We start from the raw sequence: 16,709 nt of genomic DNA on the forward strand, positions 1-16,709 counted from the left end.
AGAAGTTAGGGGTGGCTAGGATGGTTGGAGAAAAGGAACGAGTGTTAATGGATTTACAAGATGTATTTGAATATGCGTTTGACGAAATTTTTGTGACTGACGAAAAGGGAATCGTTGTGCGTGTAAATAGTACATGTGAAAGGCACTATCAACTAGCTGCTAAAGAGTTGGTAGGTAAGCATGTGAAAGAATTGCAGAAGGATGGTATCTTTTATCCATCGGCAACGTTAGAAGTAATTGAAAAAAAGAGACCGATTGAACTCGTTCAAACGACAAAATCAGGAGAGTATTTACACGTTCGTACAAGGCCTGTTTTTGATAATGAGGGAAATTTAAGAAGAGTAATTAGTTATTCTCGTGATCTTACAGAGCTCTACCAATTACGTCAAAAGGTAGAGGAAATGGATAATCAGTTAAAAACATATAAAAAAGAATTAAGAGAAACATATGAACATGAAGGACTTATTTTTAAAAGTATCGCTATGCAAAAAATAGTCGAGACAATCAAGAAAATATCCGTGGTAGATAGTACAGTTCTCGTTTTAGGTGAGACAGGAGTAGGGAAGAGTCGATTAGTACGTCATTTACATGAAGTGAGTAACAGGAAGAATGAAAGTTTCTATGAAATTAATTGTGCGGCATTGCCAACGAATTTAATTGAATCAGAGCTTTTTGGATACTCAGGTGGATCTTTTACAGGTGCGAATCGTGAAGGAAAAAAGGGATTATTAGAATCAGCTCATAAAGGAACTCTTTTCTTAGATGAAATTGGCGAAATGCCACTTGAAATTCAAGCGAAACTTTTGCAAGTGTTGCAAGAAAAAACGTTTCGTCCTATTGGGGGAAGAGAATTAAAAAAAGTGGATGTTAGAATTGTAGCGGCAACAAATCGAGATTTAAGTATGATGGTGAAACAAGGAACATTCCGGAAAGATTTATATTATCGTCTGAATGTCATTCCAATTTTAATTCCGCCACTCAGGGAAAGAACCGAAGACATTTTGCCGCTCATTTATCATTATTTACAGCACTTTAACGAGAAATATGGCCGGAATGTAAAATTAGCACCTAGCACATTACAAATGTTTGTTGGTTACCCGTGGGAAGGAAATAATCGAGAAATTGAAAATGTGATTGAGAGAATTGTTATAACTGCTGATGATATCGTTACGATAGAAGATTTGCCAATAGCGATGCAAGAATCAACGGTTGAACAGTCCGGTCAAAGTCTCTATAAAATGTTAGAAGAAGTAGAACGGAATATTATTTTGAAAGCATATAAAACATATGGATCGAGTTATAAAGTAGCGGAGTTTTTAAAAATAAGTCAATCTGCTGCCACTAGGAAGATAAAGAAACTTATAGAGGAGGAAGAAAACAGTGGATAAAAAAGCGACGTTTGTAAATGTAGAGAAAAAGGCGATGTATATAAATGGTGAGTCGATTACATTGCAAGAACAAATCGAAGTAAATAATCCAGCAACGAAGGAAATATTTGCGACGGTACCAAAGGGCGGGGTAACAGAGGCAAAGCAAGCTGTTGATGCTGCTCATGAAGCTTTTAAATCATGGTCTAAGTTAACAGCGGCAGACCGTGCAGTGAAGTTAAAAAAATGGTTCACACTTATCGATGAAAATAAAGAAGAGATTGCAGCGATTATGACGAGGGAACAAGGAAAGCCGTTTGCAGAAGCACTTGGTGAAGTGAATTATGCAAATAGCTTTGTTGAATGGTATGCAGAAGAAGGAAAACGCGTATACGGTGAAATGATTCCTGCTTCTCATCCAAATAAACGTATTTTAGTTATGAAGCAACCAGTTGGGGTTATGGCAGCTATTACACCTTGGAATTTCCCTGCTGCTATGATTACGAGAAAGGTAGCCCCGGCGCTTGCAGCAGGATGTACAGCAGTTGTAAAACCTGCAAGTCAAACGCCATTAACTGCGTTGAAATTAGCTGAATTAGCTCATGAAGCGGGCATTCCAAAAGGCGTAATAAATATTGTAACAGGCAGTGCGAAAGCAATTGCTGATACGTGGATGGAAGATGGACGTGTTCGAAAAGTTTCCTTTACAGGATCAACTGAGATTGGGAAAGAATTAATGGCTAGTGCTGCACAAACGATGAAAAAGGTTTCACTTGAGTTAGGTGGTCACGCGCCGTTTATTGTTATGAATGATGCGGACTTAGATAAAGCTGTAGAGGCGGTAATCGGTTCGAAATTCCGTAACGCAGGACAAACGTGTATATGTACAAACCGAGTATTTGTTCAGGAAGAAGTGTATGAATTGTTTGTAGAGAAGTTCCAAAAGGCAGTAGGGCAGTTAAAAGTAGGAGACGGTTTCGGTGATGGAACGACTGTAGGACCACTTATTGACGAGAATGCAGTTTCGAAAGTACAGGAACATATTGAAGATGCTATTCAAAAGGGTGGAACAGTTTTATTTGGTGGTCAAAAGGTTGCAGAGCTAGATGGACACTTTATGCAACCAACTGTAATTGGATTGGCGAACGATACGATGCTTTGTATGAATGAAGAAACATTCGGACCAGTAGCACCAGTTGCGAAATTTAAAACGGTTGAAGAAGTAATCGAACGTGCAAATAATACACCATATGGCTTAGCTGCTTATATTTTCACAAAAGATATTAGTCAAGCATTCCAAGTTAGCGAGGCATTAGAGTACGGTATTATCGGATTAAATGATGGACTTCCATCAGTTGCACAAGCACCGTTTGGTGGCTTTAAAGAAAGTGGTATTGGCCGTGAAGGAGGGCATTTCGGTATCGAGGAATATTTAGAAATTAAATATATTTCATTAGGACTATAAGTAGTATACTAGAATCTCTATAAGGTAACAGAGAAGGAGATTCTAGTATGGTATATTGGTTATTATTACTTGTTACAATTATTTTTGAAGTAGCTGGAACAATTGCGATGAAACTATCAAATGGTTTAACAAAGCTTGTTCCAAGTGTACTTATTTTCGTATTTTATGGAATTTGTTTCAGCGTATTTGCTATCGTTGTCAAAAAAATTCATTTAAGTATTGCTTATGCGATTTGGTCTGGTGTAGGAACATTACTTATTACAATCATTAGCGTGTATTTCTTCAAAGAGCACATTAACTTATTCCAAGCATTTTGTATTCTTTTTATTGTTTTAGGAGTAATTGGGCTTAAGGTTTCATCGGCATCATAAGTAGTAGTTTCGTTTTGTGACATTGCTTAGGGACGGTGCATTGGTAAATGAATTATATCGGCGATTTTTTGGATATATCGAACGTAACTCCAAATATATCAGCGGTTTTTAAAATATATCGAACGTAACTCAATTTATATCAGCGATTTTTGAAATATATCGATTTACCGACAAAAAATGACATAATAAAAGGAGGCTATCCCTGAGAATAGCCTCCTTTTATATTAAAATGCCCAGTTACCTTTACGGAAGATAGGCTCATGTCTGCCATCATCTGTAATACCATCGATATCAAGCTCAGCTGATCCAATCATGAAGTCATTGTGTGTAATACTATTGTTTGCTCCGTTTTCGGCAAGTTCTTCTTTAGACATTGTTTTTCCGCCAACTAAGTTGAAAGCATAAGCACTTCCGATTGCAAGGTGGCAAGATGCGTTTTCATCAAACAGCGTATTGTAGAATAAAACATTTGTGTTTGAAATTGGTGAATCATGAGGTACTAAAGCTACTTCTCCTAAGAAGTGAGAACCTTCATCTGTTTCTACTAAATGTTTTAAAGCCTCTTCACCAGTTTCAGCTTTATAATCTACGATACGTCCGTTCTCAAATGTTAACGTGAAGTTATCGATAATATTACCTGCAAATGCTAACGGTTTTGTGCTAGATACTTGGCCGTTTACACCTGTTTTAAGTGGCATTGTAAATACTTCTTCAGTTGGAATGTTCGCCATAAATGGTACGTTCTTTTCATTTAAGCTACCAGCACCAGCCCATACATGCTTTTCTGGAAGTTCGATCGTTAAATCTGTTCCAGGAGCTGTATAGTGAAGGGCTTTATAATGCTTTTCGTTTAAGTAATCAACTTTTGTATGTAACGTTTCATCGTGTTCTTTCCATGCTTCCACAGGATTTTCTAAATCCGCACGAGTAGCTTTGAAAATAGCATCCCATAGTTTTGCTTCTTGTTCTTCTGGTGCAACGTCAGGGAATACTTTCGCAGCCCATTCTTTCGTAGGAACAGAAATGACACACCAGCTTACTTTATCAGCTTGTACGTAATCACGGTATACTTTCATTGCTTCACCAGCTACTTTATGAGCTGTTGCGATACGCGTTGCTTCTACACCTTTTAATAAAGCCGGGTTTTCTGCATAAATAGACATAAATGCAGCGCCTTCTTTTGCTAATTCTTCACGAGCGTGTGCTTTCCAAGATGGGAACTCAGCGAATGCTTCTTCAGGAGCTAGATCGAACTTTAAGCGTGTTAACGTCTCATCATTCCAATCAACATATACGTGTTTTGCGCCAGATTTATATGCTTTTTCTGTAACGAGGCGCACAAATTGTACAGCTTCAAGAGGTGCACTAATTGATAATGTTTGTCCGGGTTGAATATTAACACCAACATTGACTGCAAGAGCAGCATATTTCTCTAACGTTTGTTCAAATGACATATGTATAATCTCCTTTAATTTAAAAGATTTCTTACTATATATAATACAAGAAAATTCAAAAAATATATATAAATATAGCGTAAAAAGAGAGCTCAAAATATATTGAGCTCTCATCGTTATTTAATCGAAGAAGCAAATTGTTCTACAGTCGTCGTGTGGTGTATGCGAACACGACTCATTTTTAACAACTCATCGGGTTCACCTTTCGTAATGAACTTTCCAGATTTTGTTGTCGTCGCAAATTGATAATATTTCTTCGTTTCTGCAACAACTTTATCATCCACATGACCGAATGGATAAGCAACTGCAATAACAGGCTTACCTGTTATTTTCTCTAGTTTTTCCTTTGATTCTTTTAATTCTTCTTCATAGTTTGTAATTTTCGGCAAGTCTGCATGTGTTGCAGTATGAGATTGCATAGAGAAAATGCCGGAATCAACCATTTCTTTTATGTCAGATGTAGAAAGTGATCCTTCTACATCAACGTTATCAACAATCATATATTCTGTTGCTGTTGGTTTAAACGTATCGTCTTTTAGCTTTTGTAAAATATGAAATGCATTCATATTATTTTTCATACCGTCATCAAATGTAACAAAGATAGGTTTATTCACTTTATTTATATCGCCCCAGCGTTCAAAAGTTAGTAATGTATAGCCGTTGTCCTTTAAATATTTCATTTGGGCTTCAAAGTTAGCGGGGGATACGAATAAATCTTTAATGCCTTGTCCGTGATAATCATCGATTGCATGGTACATAAGAACGGGAACCTTTTGCTCGAAAGTAATAGTAGATTTCGTGAGAGGGATCGTTTTCCCATCTTCTTTCATTCCTATTGCTTCAATTTGGAATTCACCGCGTTTTCCTTCAAATTCTTTTATGTCAAAAGGAAGTGTAAATTGTTTCTCCTTTTCTTTAGAAGGAAAAGATTTAGCACTTTCCTTCCCATCAGCTGTGTGCCAAATTTTATATTGTACCTCAGTTAAAGTATCCTTTATATCTGTCATATGAATAGTAGTATTTGTAGATTCGTGTGTAATCGGATGATAAGAAATTTTACCTTGTTCTTGTACGGTCACTTCTTGTTTCTTAGTCTCTTGAACCTTTTTCTCTTTTTTAGGCTCTTGACTTACATTGCTAGTATTACAACCTGCTAGAATGGCAGACGTACATAAAGCAATTGCTGCGTATTTTCTCATAAAATCACCTTCTATTGTGTATTATGTTGCATACGTATTTAAAATCCCCACCGCTGTAAGGGAGGTGGGGACATACCCTTGTTCATCATATCATTTTAGTAATGAGATAGGTTTTTAATAGAGGTATTTCTACCATCTTTTAGTAAAGTTTACTTTATTCCGCTATTTGTGAGCAGTAAGACCCCACCTCAGAATTCAGCAAAAGCAAAGAGGTTAGGTGGGGGGAATCAACTGCCCGTAAAAGCTCGATTGGTGAGGGCTAATAATCAGTGGGGGTGAACAAAACCCCCACTGATTAAAGTTTTACTTTATAAGAGATATGAATTTTTCCATTGATGTATTAGGCCCTACAAAGTGGCGTTTAATTAAGTACTGTTCGTTTGGCATCCCTTTTGTAATGTGATTACCGTGATCAGTAGTTACTGCGAACTCATAATGTTTTTTTGTTTCTTCAACAGCTGGGTCATTATAAGAACCTACTGGATAGGCGAGAGCGATGACCTTTTTACCAGTAAGGGCTTCGATTTTTTCTTTCGAACTACGTAATTCCTCATCATAATTGCTTGAATGAGCCATCATCGTATGATTAGCAGTATGTGATTGAATAGAAAAAATGCCTGAATCCATCATTTGTTTTATCTCATCTGTTGATAGACGATTTGGTTTGTCTATCTCATTTGCAGTAAGGAATTCAGTAGCCGTAGGTTGAAATCTATCATCCTTTAATTTTTGTAAAATATGAAGAGCGTTCATATTATTTTTTCGACCATCATCCATCGTTACAAAAACAGGTTTATTTACACGATTTATATCATTCCAACGTTCAAATGTAAGCATCGTATAACCGTTATCTTTTAAATATTGCATATGTTTTTCGAATTGCTCAGGTGGTACGTATAAGCCGTAATCCCCATCACTTGGTCCAGGGTATTTTTCAATCGCATGGTACATTAATACGGGTACATGTTGCTGGAATGTAATTTTAGATGTTACTAGATTTGTTTCAGTATGATCTTCTTTGATTCCTACTGTTTCAATTTGAAATTCGCCACGTTTTAAATGAAATGATTTTAAATGTAGTGGGAGGGCAAAGTCACGTTCTTTTTCTTGTGAAGTAAAAGTTTGTTTGTTTTCAGGACCATCAGCAGTACGCCAAATAGTGTAACGTACTTGTGTGAATGAATCTCTTAAATCCTTTGTATAAAGCGTGGTGTTTTGTGCGTTATATTCATACGGATCCCATGTAATAATCCCTTGTGTTAAAGGCAGTTCAACCGCTTTCGCTTTTTTTTGTTCAACTGTTTGTTTCGCCGTTGCTTCTTTTATTTGTTTATCACTAGTGCTACAACCTACGAGAATAGCAGAAGAAAGTAAAGCGATATATGTATATTTTTTCATTCTATCATCCTTCTATTGTGTTTTAATTATCATCACTTATGTCTTGAAATTATCATTCGTATAAGTGACACTAATTCAAATTTTCGATTTTAAAAATTTGAATTATACCCTTGTACATCATATCACTATAGAATATATAGGGGAATACACTTTTTGGAATAATTCGGAAATAATAACTTGTATTTTTCTGGTGAGGTTTACATAAAAATACATATAGAAGAAAGTAAAAAACTCCACCTAAATTTCCTTTTGGAAAAGGAGAAGTAAGGTGGAGTTTTTATTAAATAAACAATCCAGCGATTGTTGCAGATAAAATAGAAGCAAGTGTTGATGCAAATAACATTTTCCAACCGAATCTAGATACGACACTTCCCTGTTTTTCAGAAAGAGCACGGATTGTCCCAACGATCGCACCAATTTGGCTAATACTTGCGAAGCTAATTAAGAATACTGTAACGATTCCGACTGTACGTGGAGATAATGTTGATGCAACACCTTTTAAATCAAGGATTGCTACAAACTCGTTTAATACAATCTTCGTACCCATAATTCCACCAGCTGGGATAATATCTTGAGTTGGAATACCCATTAAGAATGCGAATGGAGCAAGTATATAACCGAAGATTTGTTGTAAAGTAACAGCATAGCCCATTGCACCTGAAGCTGCGCTAATTACGTAGTTTACAACTTCCATCACACCGATGAAGGCAATCATTAATGCAGCAACGATACCAGCTACTTTTAAACCATCAAGCGCACCGTTAATCATTGCGCCGATAAAGCTGTCTCCGAATAAAGTTCTATCAAATTTTTGAATCACTTCATCTTCTTTCTTCGTATCAACTGGTGTTAATAGCGAACAAACGATTAAGCTTGAGAATAAGTTTAGTGGAAGAGCTGCTAGTACATATTTCGCATCTAACATCATTACGTATGATGCTGTAACAGAAGCAGAAACGGAACTCATTGCAGAACAACAAATGATAAACATACGGTTTTTGTTAAAATGCTGTAAATCGTTTTTAATAACGATTAACGCTTCACTTGAACCGAAGAATACAGAGTTTACTGCGTGGAATGACTCGACGCGTGGTAAACCAGTAATTTTTGAAATTGCACCGCCGACAACGCGAACGATGAATGGTAAAACACCTAAATAACTAAAGATAGAAAGTAGTGCTGAGAAAAATACGATAATTAATAATACATTTAAGAAAAAGACAAAATCTCTTTGAATTCCATTAAAGAGAAAATCGACGCCTGTCGTACCAAGTTTAATTAGTTTGTTGAAAACTTTACTAATGAAGATAATAATTTGTTGACCAATTTTTGTGCCAAACATAAACCAACCGATTAAAATTTGGAAACCAATCATAATAGCAATTGCACGGAAGTTGATTTTACTTCTATTGTTTGACAAAGCAAAGCATAAACCTAAAACGACAAGAATACCGATAATGCTCATTACATATTGCATGTAGTTGCCCCTTTCAGAAGTTCGTATAAAGTTTGTACATAAAACGCTCGTTATATTACTAAAAATAAAACAAAGAGGTTTTATGTCATACGTAAGATGTCTGACCTTTTAGAAAAATAAAAATAAAAAAAGACCCATATGGATTCACTTTCATCTATGAGAGAAAGCTAATCAATATGAGTCCTTTTTTGCACATAGGCTAATATTCATTAGTTTTCCCCATAGTCCAGCAATTTAAGGTTGCCGGGTAGAAACTCTCGATCCATATTATCGAGTATATATGAGGTAACATCGTCCGTATTAAATTAGTAGTAGCGTAACATTAACAGAGAACTATCGTCAATAGCTTTTTTTCTTCCGATAGAAATAGACCATATAAGTATGATAAAATGTAACGCAGTGTTATGAAAAAGAGAGGTCGGAAAATGAGTACAAAAATGACGCCACCAGTTGAAAAAAATGATTTTATAGATGTAGTATTTGAAGATTTAACACATGATGGTGCCGGTGTTGCGAAAGTAAAGGGCTATCCTATTTTCGTTAAAAACGGATTACCAGGTGAAGAAGCACAAATTAAAATTATTAAAGTGAAGAAAAACTTCGCATTCGGTCGTTTAATGAAGCTTCATACAGAGAGCCCATATCGTAAAGATGCAGAATGCCCAGTGTACAATCAGTGCGGCGGTTGTCAGCTTCAGCACTTAACATATGAAGGACAATTACAAGCGAAAGAAAAACAAGTACGTGACGTTATGCAGCGCATTGGCGGATTAAGCGATGTTCCTGTGCACCCTGTACTTGGTATGAAGAACCCATGGGTATACCGTAATAAAGCACAAGTACCAATTGGAGAACGTGAAGGTGGACTTGTAGCTGGTTTCTATCGCCAAGGAACACATGACATTATTAATATGGAATCATGTTTAATTCAGGCAGAAGAAAACGATACATTAATCCAGGAAGTAAAACGTATTTGTGAAAAACACGGTATTTCGGCATACAACGAAGAGCGTAACAAAGGAACACTTCGCCACGTAATGGCTCGTTACGGACAAGTAACAGGGGAAATCATGCTTGTCTTCATTACTCGTACAGCAGAATTACCAAACAAAAAAGCAATCATTGAAGAAATTGCTGCGAAATTCCCAGAAGTAAAATCGATTGTTCAAAACGTAAACACGAAACGTACAAACGTAATCTTCGGAGACACGACGACAGTACTGTACGGATCAGAATACATTTATGACTTTATCGGTGACATTAAATTTGCAATTTCAGCACGTTCATTCTATCAAGTAAACCCAGAGCAAACGAAAGTGCTATATGATAAAACGTTAGAATATGCAAAACTAGATGGCAACGAAACAGTAATTGATGCCTATTGCGGAATTGGATCAATTTCCTTATTCCTAGCGCAAAAAGCGAAAAAAGTGTACGGCGTTGAAATCGTCCCAGAAGCAATCGAAGACGCAAATCGTAACGCAGCACTAAACAACATGACAAACGCTGAGTTTGGCGTAGGAGAAGCAGAAGTAGTTATTCCAAAATGGTACAAAGAAGGCATAATCGCCGACACAATGGTCGTAGATCCACCGCGTAAAGGTTGTGATGATGCACTACTAAACACAATCATCGACATGAAACCAAAACGCGTCGTATACGTATCATGTAACCCAGCAACATTAGCGCGTGACTTAAAAGTACTAGAAGAAGGCGGATATAAAACGCAGGAAGTACAACCTGTTGATATGTTCCCGCATACGACTCATGTGGAGTGTGTAGCTTGGCTTAAGTTGGTATAATAGGAAAGCAGTTGATATAGGAGAATCTATACCATCTGCTTTTTGGTTTACAAAAATACCATTTATAAGCGATTTTAGTTAAAATAAATATTGCTGATTTTCATAAATTATAAATTGAGAGTTTGAAATTGCATTCATAGTGAGAGGATTTGAATTTGAAATGATAGATAATTTTTGGCGTGATTTACCACGACCATTTTTCGTACTTGCACCAATGGAAGATGTGACAGACGTTGTTTTCCGTCACGTAGTAAGTGAGGCTGGTTGCCCAGATGTATTCTTCACAGAGTTTACAAACTCGGATAGCTATTGTCATCCAGAAGGTATGAAAAGTGTACGTGGCCGTTTAATTTTTACAGAAGATGAACAGCCGATAGTGGCGCATATTTGGGGAGATAATCCTGAATATTTTCGCCAAATGAGTATTGGTATGGCAGAGTTAGGATTTAAAGGCATCGATATTAACATGGGTTGCCCTGTACCGAACGTAGCATCAAGAGGAAAAGGTAGTGGCCTTATTCTACGTCCAGACGTTGCGGCAGAACTTATTCAAGCAGCAAAAGCAGGCGGACTACCTGTCAGCGTAAAAACACGACTGGGCTTTAAAGAGTTAAGCGAATGGGAAGATTGGTTAACGCATATTTTCAAACAAGATATCGCAAACCTTTCTATTCACTTGCGTACAAGAGAAGAAATGAGCCAAGTCGATGCGCACTGGGAGCTAATTCCGGAAATTAAAAAATTGCGTGATCGCATTGCACCAAATACGTTAATAACAATCAATGGAGACATCCTTGATCGTAAAATGGGGCTGGAACTTGCTGAAAAATACGGCATTGATGGTGTAATGATCGGACGAGGTATCTTTAAAAATCCATTTGCTTTTGAAAAAGAACCAAGAGAACATAGCAGTAAAGAGCATCTAGATCTTTTAAGACTACAACTTGATCTTCAAGATCAATATGCAGAAGTACTACCACGTTCCATCACAGGGCTTCACCGCTTCTTCAAAATTTATGTAAAAGGCTTCCCTGGAGCTGCTGAACTAAGAAATCAATTGATGAGTACGAAATCAACGAATGAAGTGCGTGCATTGCTTGATAAGTTTGAGGCGAGTGTTGATGTGGTAGAAGGTAGTGAGACGGTGTAACTTTTGAAAGTTACACTGTTTCATTTTAATTAAGGTGAACCGTATCATAAGTAACGGTAAATTGTCATAAAAAATAATAATTTAATTAGGATGTTATGTTTAAATAAAATGGTAAAGAGGAGAATTTATTTTCACTTTAGTTTTTTATAATATAGAGAAAATTTATTTGAAAAAGCAAACAGTTTTTGATTGAATTATTTATTGAGCCTTCTGAACTCGTGGAAATGTTGGTGTACGTCGCCAATTAGATTATAGAAAGATTTTCCTACTTTTAATTCCCTTTAGCCCACTATAAAGAATTATATGAAGGCGTATATTTATAAATATTATTATTGTAAATTAAAAGGTTGGTTCCGGTATTTGACCGGAACCAACCTTTTTAGTGCTTAATTTTTAAAGGTCTTTTTATTAAACTGTCCATTTTAGAGGGAGTTGGTTTAATAAAGGAAATCTTTTATTTCCTAAAATATTTTATTGAGATTATTTTAAGAATTTATTTCTCAAGTAATTTTATTAGTCTATTTAATTTTTGTTCTGTAGCATCTATTCTACTAATAATTTGTTTTGTAGATTTAGAAAACTCTTTTATTGCATAAATAAAAGTAAGAATCATCATACATGTAGAGAGAAAAGGAATTAATATTAAAAATATATCTGTCAAAATAACACCTCACTAAAAGTTTTCATTTTACTATAAATTAATCAGAATATTATGAAAGTGTTTTAATTTGCAACGAAGTATATTACCAACTATTCCTTTACTTTATACTTCTGTAAAAACGCTTTTATTTCTTGTTCTTTTTGTAGCCCCACAATTTTATCAGCTACGTGTCCATTTTCTATATACTCTATTGTTGGAACTACAGTTACACCTAAAGATTTAATCAATCTTTTCATCTCGGCTTCATTTTCTGCCCTAGCATCATCTATATTGTAATAATATATTTTTCTATCTGACTCTTTTAAAAGATCTTTTAAAATTGGCTCCAACTCTTTACATTGTGGACATGTAGGTCTTCCAATATAAAGAGAAAAACTTTCTTTGTTATTTAAAAGTTGTACCAGCTCTTGGTTACTAACTTCAATAAGAGGTTCGCCAACATTTTTTTGTCCCCAAGAATAAATTATAGTTCCTAAAATAGTTATTACCAACAATAATGTTAGAATAATTACTTTATTTTTTAATTTTTTCAAAAAATAGCCTCCACATTATTACTTACCATAAATAGATAAACATTACTCATCCAATTTATAAATTGAAACATTTTACTATGTTATTCATACTTGCTCCACCTAGAGCAGCAAAACCAGCGACACAGGCTGCGCATATAGGTGGTGCAGCAGGACATGATCCCATACAAGCCCCAACAATAAGATATCCAACTCCACTAGTAACACCTAATACTGCAACTAAACACCCAACAATTTTACCTGTACCTCTTTGTATAAGACTATCAGATACATTTTCCAAATCTTTCAACTCTTTTTTTAGTTGTTCATTAGAAACATATTCCACATCAGATACTTCATGTTTTACTTTTTCCCCATCTGCATAACTTGTAAATTCAAACGTATTATTCACAGACTTTGTAATTAAAGTTTCTTGATAATTCTCCATAGTATTATTTGAATTATAAACTACAGTGATATTACTAAAAAAGTTATAATTTTCCCCAATCATTGGTACGGTAACAGTTGTAAAAGTTTTCCCCTCTGCAGGAATGTTCAATACTTTAATGTTTTCTAAATCTAAAATTTCTTTAGGAACACTAATAGAAATATCTCCATTTTCTAATCCCTTAGTAAACAAATTTTTAAAATTTAGAGCTTCTGAGGGATTTACTTCAGTAGCAGTTTTCTCTAAGGATGCAACTTTTTCTAATACCTGTGTTTCTTCTTTAGTAAAATTACCTTTAAATTCTTGAGCATTAGCCTTAAAAGAGAACGAACTCAATGCTATCCCAGTAATCAATACCATAATAATAATTCTTTTCCAACTTTCCAAAATACCTTTTTTCATGCCTTGGAACCCCCTGATTTTTAAAATGTTATACTTATATTCCCATTTTGGTAATTGTGCATTTAGAATAGCTTAAAAAAATAAAATAATTTTTTACTGCAACCTATACCTAAATAAAACTACGCATACCATTACTGTTTTTAGAAATCCTAAAAATTGTATTAAATGGGTTTATATTATACAATTATTATTGTAAAGTATTAAATGTTAAATTTTCCATTTTTTATGTTATAGTAAAAATTAACATATATTTTTTTGCTATAACGAAATATTTTAATAATAAAAAGGATGTCAAAATGAAAGAAAATATAGGTCAAGCAATTCAACAATTAAGAATCGACAAAGGATTAAAGCTAAAAGAACTTTGTAGTAATACTATGTCTATTTCTCAACTCTCCGATATTGAAAATGGAAAGAAAATGCCATCCGCTGAAAAAATTATTAAACTATTAAGCAATTTGAATGTCAGTTACGATGAATTTATTTTGTTTTTAAATGACGAGTACTTAAAAATAAAATTAATGGTTGAGAAAAGACTTAGGGAGTTAGTAAAACTTAAAAATAAAGAAGGCTTAAGGAGACTGGTGAAAGATTCAAAAAAATATTTTCGAGAATACGATGACACATATTTTAAACATGTTGAACTGATCTCATGCGCTATTATTCAACTAATTGAAAGTAATAACGATTACCATGCTGCTAGAAAATATCTTCAGCCAATCAGAGAGTATTTATCTAAAATTGAAAATTATCATTTTTATGAACTATCTTTGATCTGCAATTGTTTATTCATGTTCGAAATAGAGAATGCAATTTTTTTAGGGGAAAGAGTTTTACGTTCTATTGAAAAAAATTATTCTTTTTATCGAAATATGGAAATTGCTTGTGTATTACTAAATAATTTAGCGGTCTATTCACTAGATTACGCTCAGCATTATTACCTTGCTTTGAAATATTCCCAAATAAGTGAAGATATAGCACATACATCCCATGATGCTGCAAAGGCACTTTATGCCAAAATTATTCGACAACTAGCCTATTTTAAATTGGAAAATGGAAAGTTCAACAAAGATTACTTAAAAACCCTTATTGATATATTTAAGGTACTTGATTGGAATGAAGAACATCAATATATACAAAAAATTATTAATAAGCATGAAATCACACTATGATAATAGGGCATATCTATAATATCTAAAAGGGAAGTTAATAAAAATTTAAAATAGAGGAATCTGTTATATCGTCATCAACCTAAAGGATTAAAATCTCTCAAAAAATTTTTTATTCAGTGTTGAGCAATGCTAATAAGGCGTTAGTTATGTTAATTCAAGATGTATAGATGACTTGAAGTCTATATAATGCTTTCAGAAACGATATTATTAAGATAAGCACTTGTTCATGGGGAGGGGGTTATATGTCATTAAAATAATTAGGTACTTTTGAAATGACCAGCAAAACAATTTTTGTTAGTGGCAACCATACCATAAATAGCGATAAACTATCCATAAAGATAGAACAACTATTTTTTTATGTTACATGACAAGAGATTATTTATATATGTTTAATTATAATGATAAACAAAGGGTCTATAATATGTTAGGTCTATCATTAGAGAAGAAAAGATTGATAGATGCTAAGATGGTTAAAAAAATTAACAATTTGACCTGTATAATGTATTAACACTATTCTAGATAATTAGTAAATAGAGCCCTAGTATTATAAATGGTTTAATAAAATAAGTATGTATAAAAAGAATCTTCTTAATTTAAAGGAAGATTCTTTTTATATTTTAATAATAATTACTTTTTTTGGGGACGTAATATTTTAAAGAGTATAATAAAAGCGAGTAATACAAGTGAAAAAACAGGATGAGCACTTATTATTATAAAGGTAATAAACCAAGTACCTAATATGCTACCGAGAATCCCTATGAAACTATCTAATACTATAAAGTTTTTGAAAATTATTTTCCAGATATAATATGTTAGAACTGTGCCCAAGGTTATTATAAATAAACCATAAAACATAATATGCAAATTCCTTCCAATAAAAGATTAAGACATAAATAAAATATCATACCTATAGATATTTTATTTATTGATACTATATATATAAATATCAATTATTGTATCTATAGTATATTTTTTATTATATAGATTTTCCGAAAGTGCCGAAAAAACCAATGATTAATAATGACCATTCCATTGAAGAGTTAGCTTATCAAGTACGTAAAGAACTAGGATTATCAGATAAACCTGTCAATAACATTTTAAGGCTTTTAGAAGAACAGGGTTTTGTTGTTTCTTTAATCTCAAACAAAATGGATAAGGTAGATGCTTTTAGTAGTCAAACGAAAATTAATGGGAATATTTACTACACTGTAGTCCTCGAAGGAGAAGAATATTCTTACTATAGACAACAATTTAGCATAGCACATGAATTAGGACATTGGGTCTTACATTCCGAAGTGCTAGATCCGCAGAGTTTAGAAAAAGATGAATATAAGGAAATGGAAGATGAAGCTAATGAATTTGCTGCATGTTTTATGTTGCCTAAGGAAGCTTTTTCGAGGGATGTAAGTTTAGAACCATTAAACTTAGATTATTATGTTCATTTAAAGAAGAAGTGGCAAGTTTCAATTGGTGCTATGGTAATGAGAGCATTTAATTTAGGGATAATTTCAAGTGAAGATTATCAAAAGCTACAAAGACAGATAAGTTATCGGAAATGGAGAATAACTGAGCCTTTAGATACAGTGAAGACGATATCAAAACCTATAGCATTAAAACAAGCTGTCGAGTTATTGGTGGAGAATAATGTATTTAAAGGGTATGAAATACCTAAGGAAATCTTTAAAAAATACAATGTATTATTGCCGACGGAGTTTATTGAAGAAATCACTAACGTTGATAAGGGGTATCTTGAGTATCAAGAACCGCAAATTGTTAAATTGATACATGAGGGAAAAGAATGAGTGTATTTCCAATAGATATATGGCAATAAAAA

13 protein-coding genes and 1 riboswitch are annotated in these 16,709 nt (G+C 34.1%); of the genes, 7 read left to right on the forward strand and 6 right to left on the reverse strand.

Going from position 1 to position 16,709, the window contains the following annotated elements; translation table 11 throughout:
• The first annotated feature begins 20 nt into the window (after positions 1 to 20).
• The 3 genes from QCI41_RS19800 to QCI41_RS19810 are packed head-to-tail and all read left to right on the forward strand — an operon-like array spanning position 21 to position 3,203.
• Entirely contained in the window at positions 21 to 1,388 is a 1,368-nt protein-coding gene (locus QCI41_RS19800; RefSeq protein ID WP_046953724.1) for a sigma-54 interaction domain-containing protein, read from the forward strand.
• On the forward strand, positions 1,381 to 2,832 hold the full coding sequence (gene gabD, locus QCI41_RS19805; protein WP_353836879.1) for an NADP-dependent succinate-semialdehyde dehydrogenase: 1,452 nt from the start codon (positions 1,381 to 1,383) through the stop codon (positions 2,830 to 2,832). Before QCI41_RS19800 ends, gabD begins: the two co-directional genes overlap by 8 nt.
• Before the next feature lie 47 nt (positions 2,833 to 2,879).
• Positions 2,880 to 3,203 (forward strand): DMT family transporter, encoded by a 324-nt coding sequence (locus QCI41_RS19810; protein ID WP_000263259.1) that lies wholly within the window; start codon positions 2,880 to 2,882, stop codon positions 3,201 to 3,203.
• Positions 3,204 to 3,427: 224 nt separating this feature from the next.
• Here QCI41_RS19810 and QCI41_RS19815 read toward each other — a convergent pair whose 3' ends face one another.
• From QCI41_RS19815 to QCI41_RS19830, 4 genes are all read right to left on the reverse strand, one after another.
• On the reverse strand, positions 3,428 to 4,657 hold the full coding sequence (locus tag QCI41_RS19815) for an aminopeptidase (protein ID WP_353836878.1): 1,230 nt from the start codon (positions 4,655 to 4,657) through the stop codon (positions 3,428 to 3,430).
• A 116-nt stretch (positions 4,658 to 4,773) separates the two neighbouring features.
• Entirely contained in the window at positions 4,774 to 5,856 is a 1,083-nt protein-coding gene (locus QCI41_RS19820; RefSeq protein WP_353836877.1) for a polysaccharide deacetylase family protein, read from the reverse strand.
• 303 nt (positions 5,857 to 6,159) lie between these two features.
• On the reverse strand, positions 6,160 to 7,254 hold the full coding sequence (locus QCI41_RS19825; RefSeq protein ID WP_353836876.1) for a polysaccharide deacetylase family protein: 1,095 nt from the start codon (positions 7,252 to 7,254) through the stop codon (positions 6,160 to 6,162).
• Between the two features lie 280 nt (positions 7,255 to 7,534).
• A complete protein-coding gene (locus QCI41_RS19830) occupies positions 7,535 to 8,731 on the reverse strand; it encodes a NupC/NupG family nucleoside CNT transporter (protein WP_001200511.1) in 1,197 nt (398 codons plus the stop codon).
• Positions 8,732 to 8,933: 202 nt separating this feature from the next.
• Positions 8,934 to 9,035, reverse strand: a riboswitch (purine riboswitch).
• 121 nt (positions 9,036 to 9,156) lie between these two features.
• On the opposite strand from QCI41_RS19830, the gene rlmD reads away from it, so the two are divergent.
• The gene (rlmD, locus tag QCI41_RS19835) at positions 9,157 to 10,533 is read left to right on the forward strand and encodes a 23S rRNA (uracil(1939)-C(5))-methyltransferase RlmD (protein ID WP_016133496.1); all 1,377 of its coding nucleotides are present in this window, start codon (positions 9,157 to 9,159) and stop codon (positions 10,531 to 10,533) included.
• Between the two features lie 160 nt (positions 10,534 to 10,693).
• The gene (locus QCI41_RS19840; protein WP_353836875.1) at positions 10,694 to 11,683 is read left to right on the forward strand and encodes a tRNA dihydrouridine synthase; all 990 of its coding nucleotides are present in this window, start codon (positions 10,694 to 10,696) and stop codon (positions 11,681 to 11,683) included.
• Between the two features lie 750 nt (positions 11,684 to 12,433).
• Here the strand turns inward: QCI41_RS19840 and QCI41_RS19845 are convergent.
• Entirely contained in the window at positions 12,434 to 12,877 is a 444-nt protein-coding gene (locus tag QCI41_RS19845) for a thioredoxin family protein (protein WP_353836874.1), read from the reverse strand.
• A gap of 55 nt (positions 12,878 to 12,932) precedes the next feature.
• Positions 12,933 to 13,703 carry a hypothetical protein gene (locus QCI41_RS19850; protein WP_353836873.1) on the reverse strand — a complete coding sequence of 257 codons (771 nt, stop codon included), beginning with the start codon at positions 13,701 to 13,703 and terminating at the stop codon, positions 12,933 to 12,935.
• A gap of 296 nt (positions 13,704 to 13,999) precedes the next feature.
• On the opposite strand from QCI41_RS19850, the gene QCI41_RS19855 reads away from it, so the two are divergent.
• Entirely contained in the window at positions 14,000 to 14,875 is an 876-nt protein-coding gene (locus QCI41_RS19855; protein WP_353836872.1) for a helix-turn-helix domain-containing protein, read from the forward strand.
• A 1,010-nt stretch (positions 14,876 to 15,885) separates the two neighbouring features.
• The gene (locus QCI41_RS19860; RefSeq protein ID WP_353836871.1) at positions 15,886 to 16,677 is read left to right on the forward strand and encodes an ImmA/IrrE family metallo-endopeptidase; all 792 of its coding nucleotides are present in this window, start codon (positions 15,886 to 15,888) and stop codon (positions 16,675 to 16,677) included.
• Positions 16,678 to 16,709: the final 32 nt, after the last annotated feature.

The sequence above is a fragment of the Bacillus cereus group sp. MG4 genome (assembly GCF_040460055.1).
In the GTDB taxonomy this organism is placed as follows: Bacteria; Bacillota; Bacilli; order Bacillales; family Bacillaceae_G; genus Bacillus_A; species Bacillus_A wiedmannii.

What these genes read in the sequence shown, in the direction of transcription:
- QCI41_RS19800 (WP_046953724.1), top strand. Translation starts at nt 21, where the DNA reads ATGGTTGGAGAAAAGGAACGAGTGTTAATGGATTTACAAGATGTATTT.
- QCI41_RS19810 (WP_000263259.1), top strand. Translation starts at nt 2,880, where the DNA reads ATGGTATATTGGTTATTATTACTTGTTACAATTATTTTTGAAGTAGCT.
- QCI41_RS19815 (WP_353836878.1), bottom strand. Translation starts at nt 4,657, where the DNA reads ATGTCATTTGAACAAACGTTAGAGAAATATGCTGCTCTTGCAGTCAAT.
- QCI41_RS19820 (WP_353836877.1), bottom strand. Translation starts at nt 5,856, where the DNA reads ATGAGAAAATACGCAGCAATTGCTTTATGTACGTCTGCCATTCTAGCA.
- QCI41_RS19825 (WP_353836876.1), bottom strand. Translation starts at nt 7,254, where the DNA reads ATGAAAAAATATACATATATCGCTTTACTTTCTTCTGCTATTCTCGTA.
- QCI41_RS19830 (WP_001200511.1), bottom strand. Translation starts at nt 8,731, where the DNA reads ATGCAATATGTAATGAGCATTATCGGTATTCTTGTCGTTTTAGGTTTA.
- rlmD (WP_016133496.1), top strand. Translation starts at nt 9,157, where the DNA reads ATGAGTACAAAAATGACGCCACCAGTTGAAAAAAATGATTTTATAGAT.
- QCI41_RS19840 (WP_353836875.1), top strand. Translation starts at nt 10,694, where the DNA reads ATGATAGATAATTTTTGGCGTGATTTACCACGACCATTTTTCGTACTT.
- QCI41_RS19850 (WP_353836873.1), bottom strand. Translation starts at nt 13,703, where the DNA reads ATGAAAAAAGGTATTTTGGAAAGTTGGAAAAGAATTATTATTATGGTA.
- QCI41_RS19855 (WP_353836872.1), top strand. Translation starts at nt 14,000, where the DNA reads ATGAAAGAAAATATAGGTCAAGCAATTCAACAATTAAGAATCGACAAA.
- QCI41_RS19860 (WP_353836871.1), top strand. Translation starts at nt 15,886, where the DNA reads ATGATTAATAATGACCATTCCATTGAAGAGTTAGCTTATCAAGTACGT.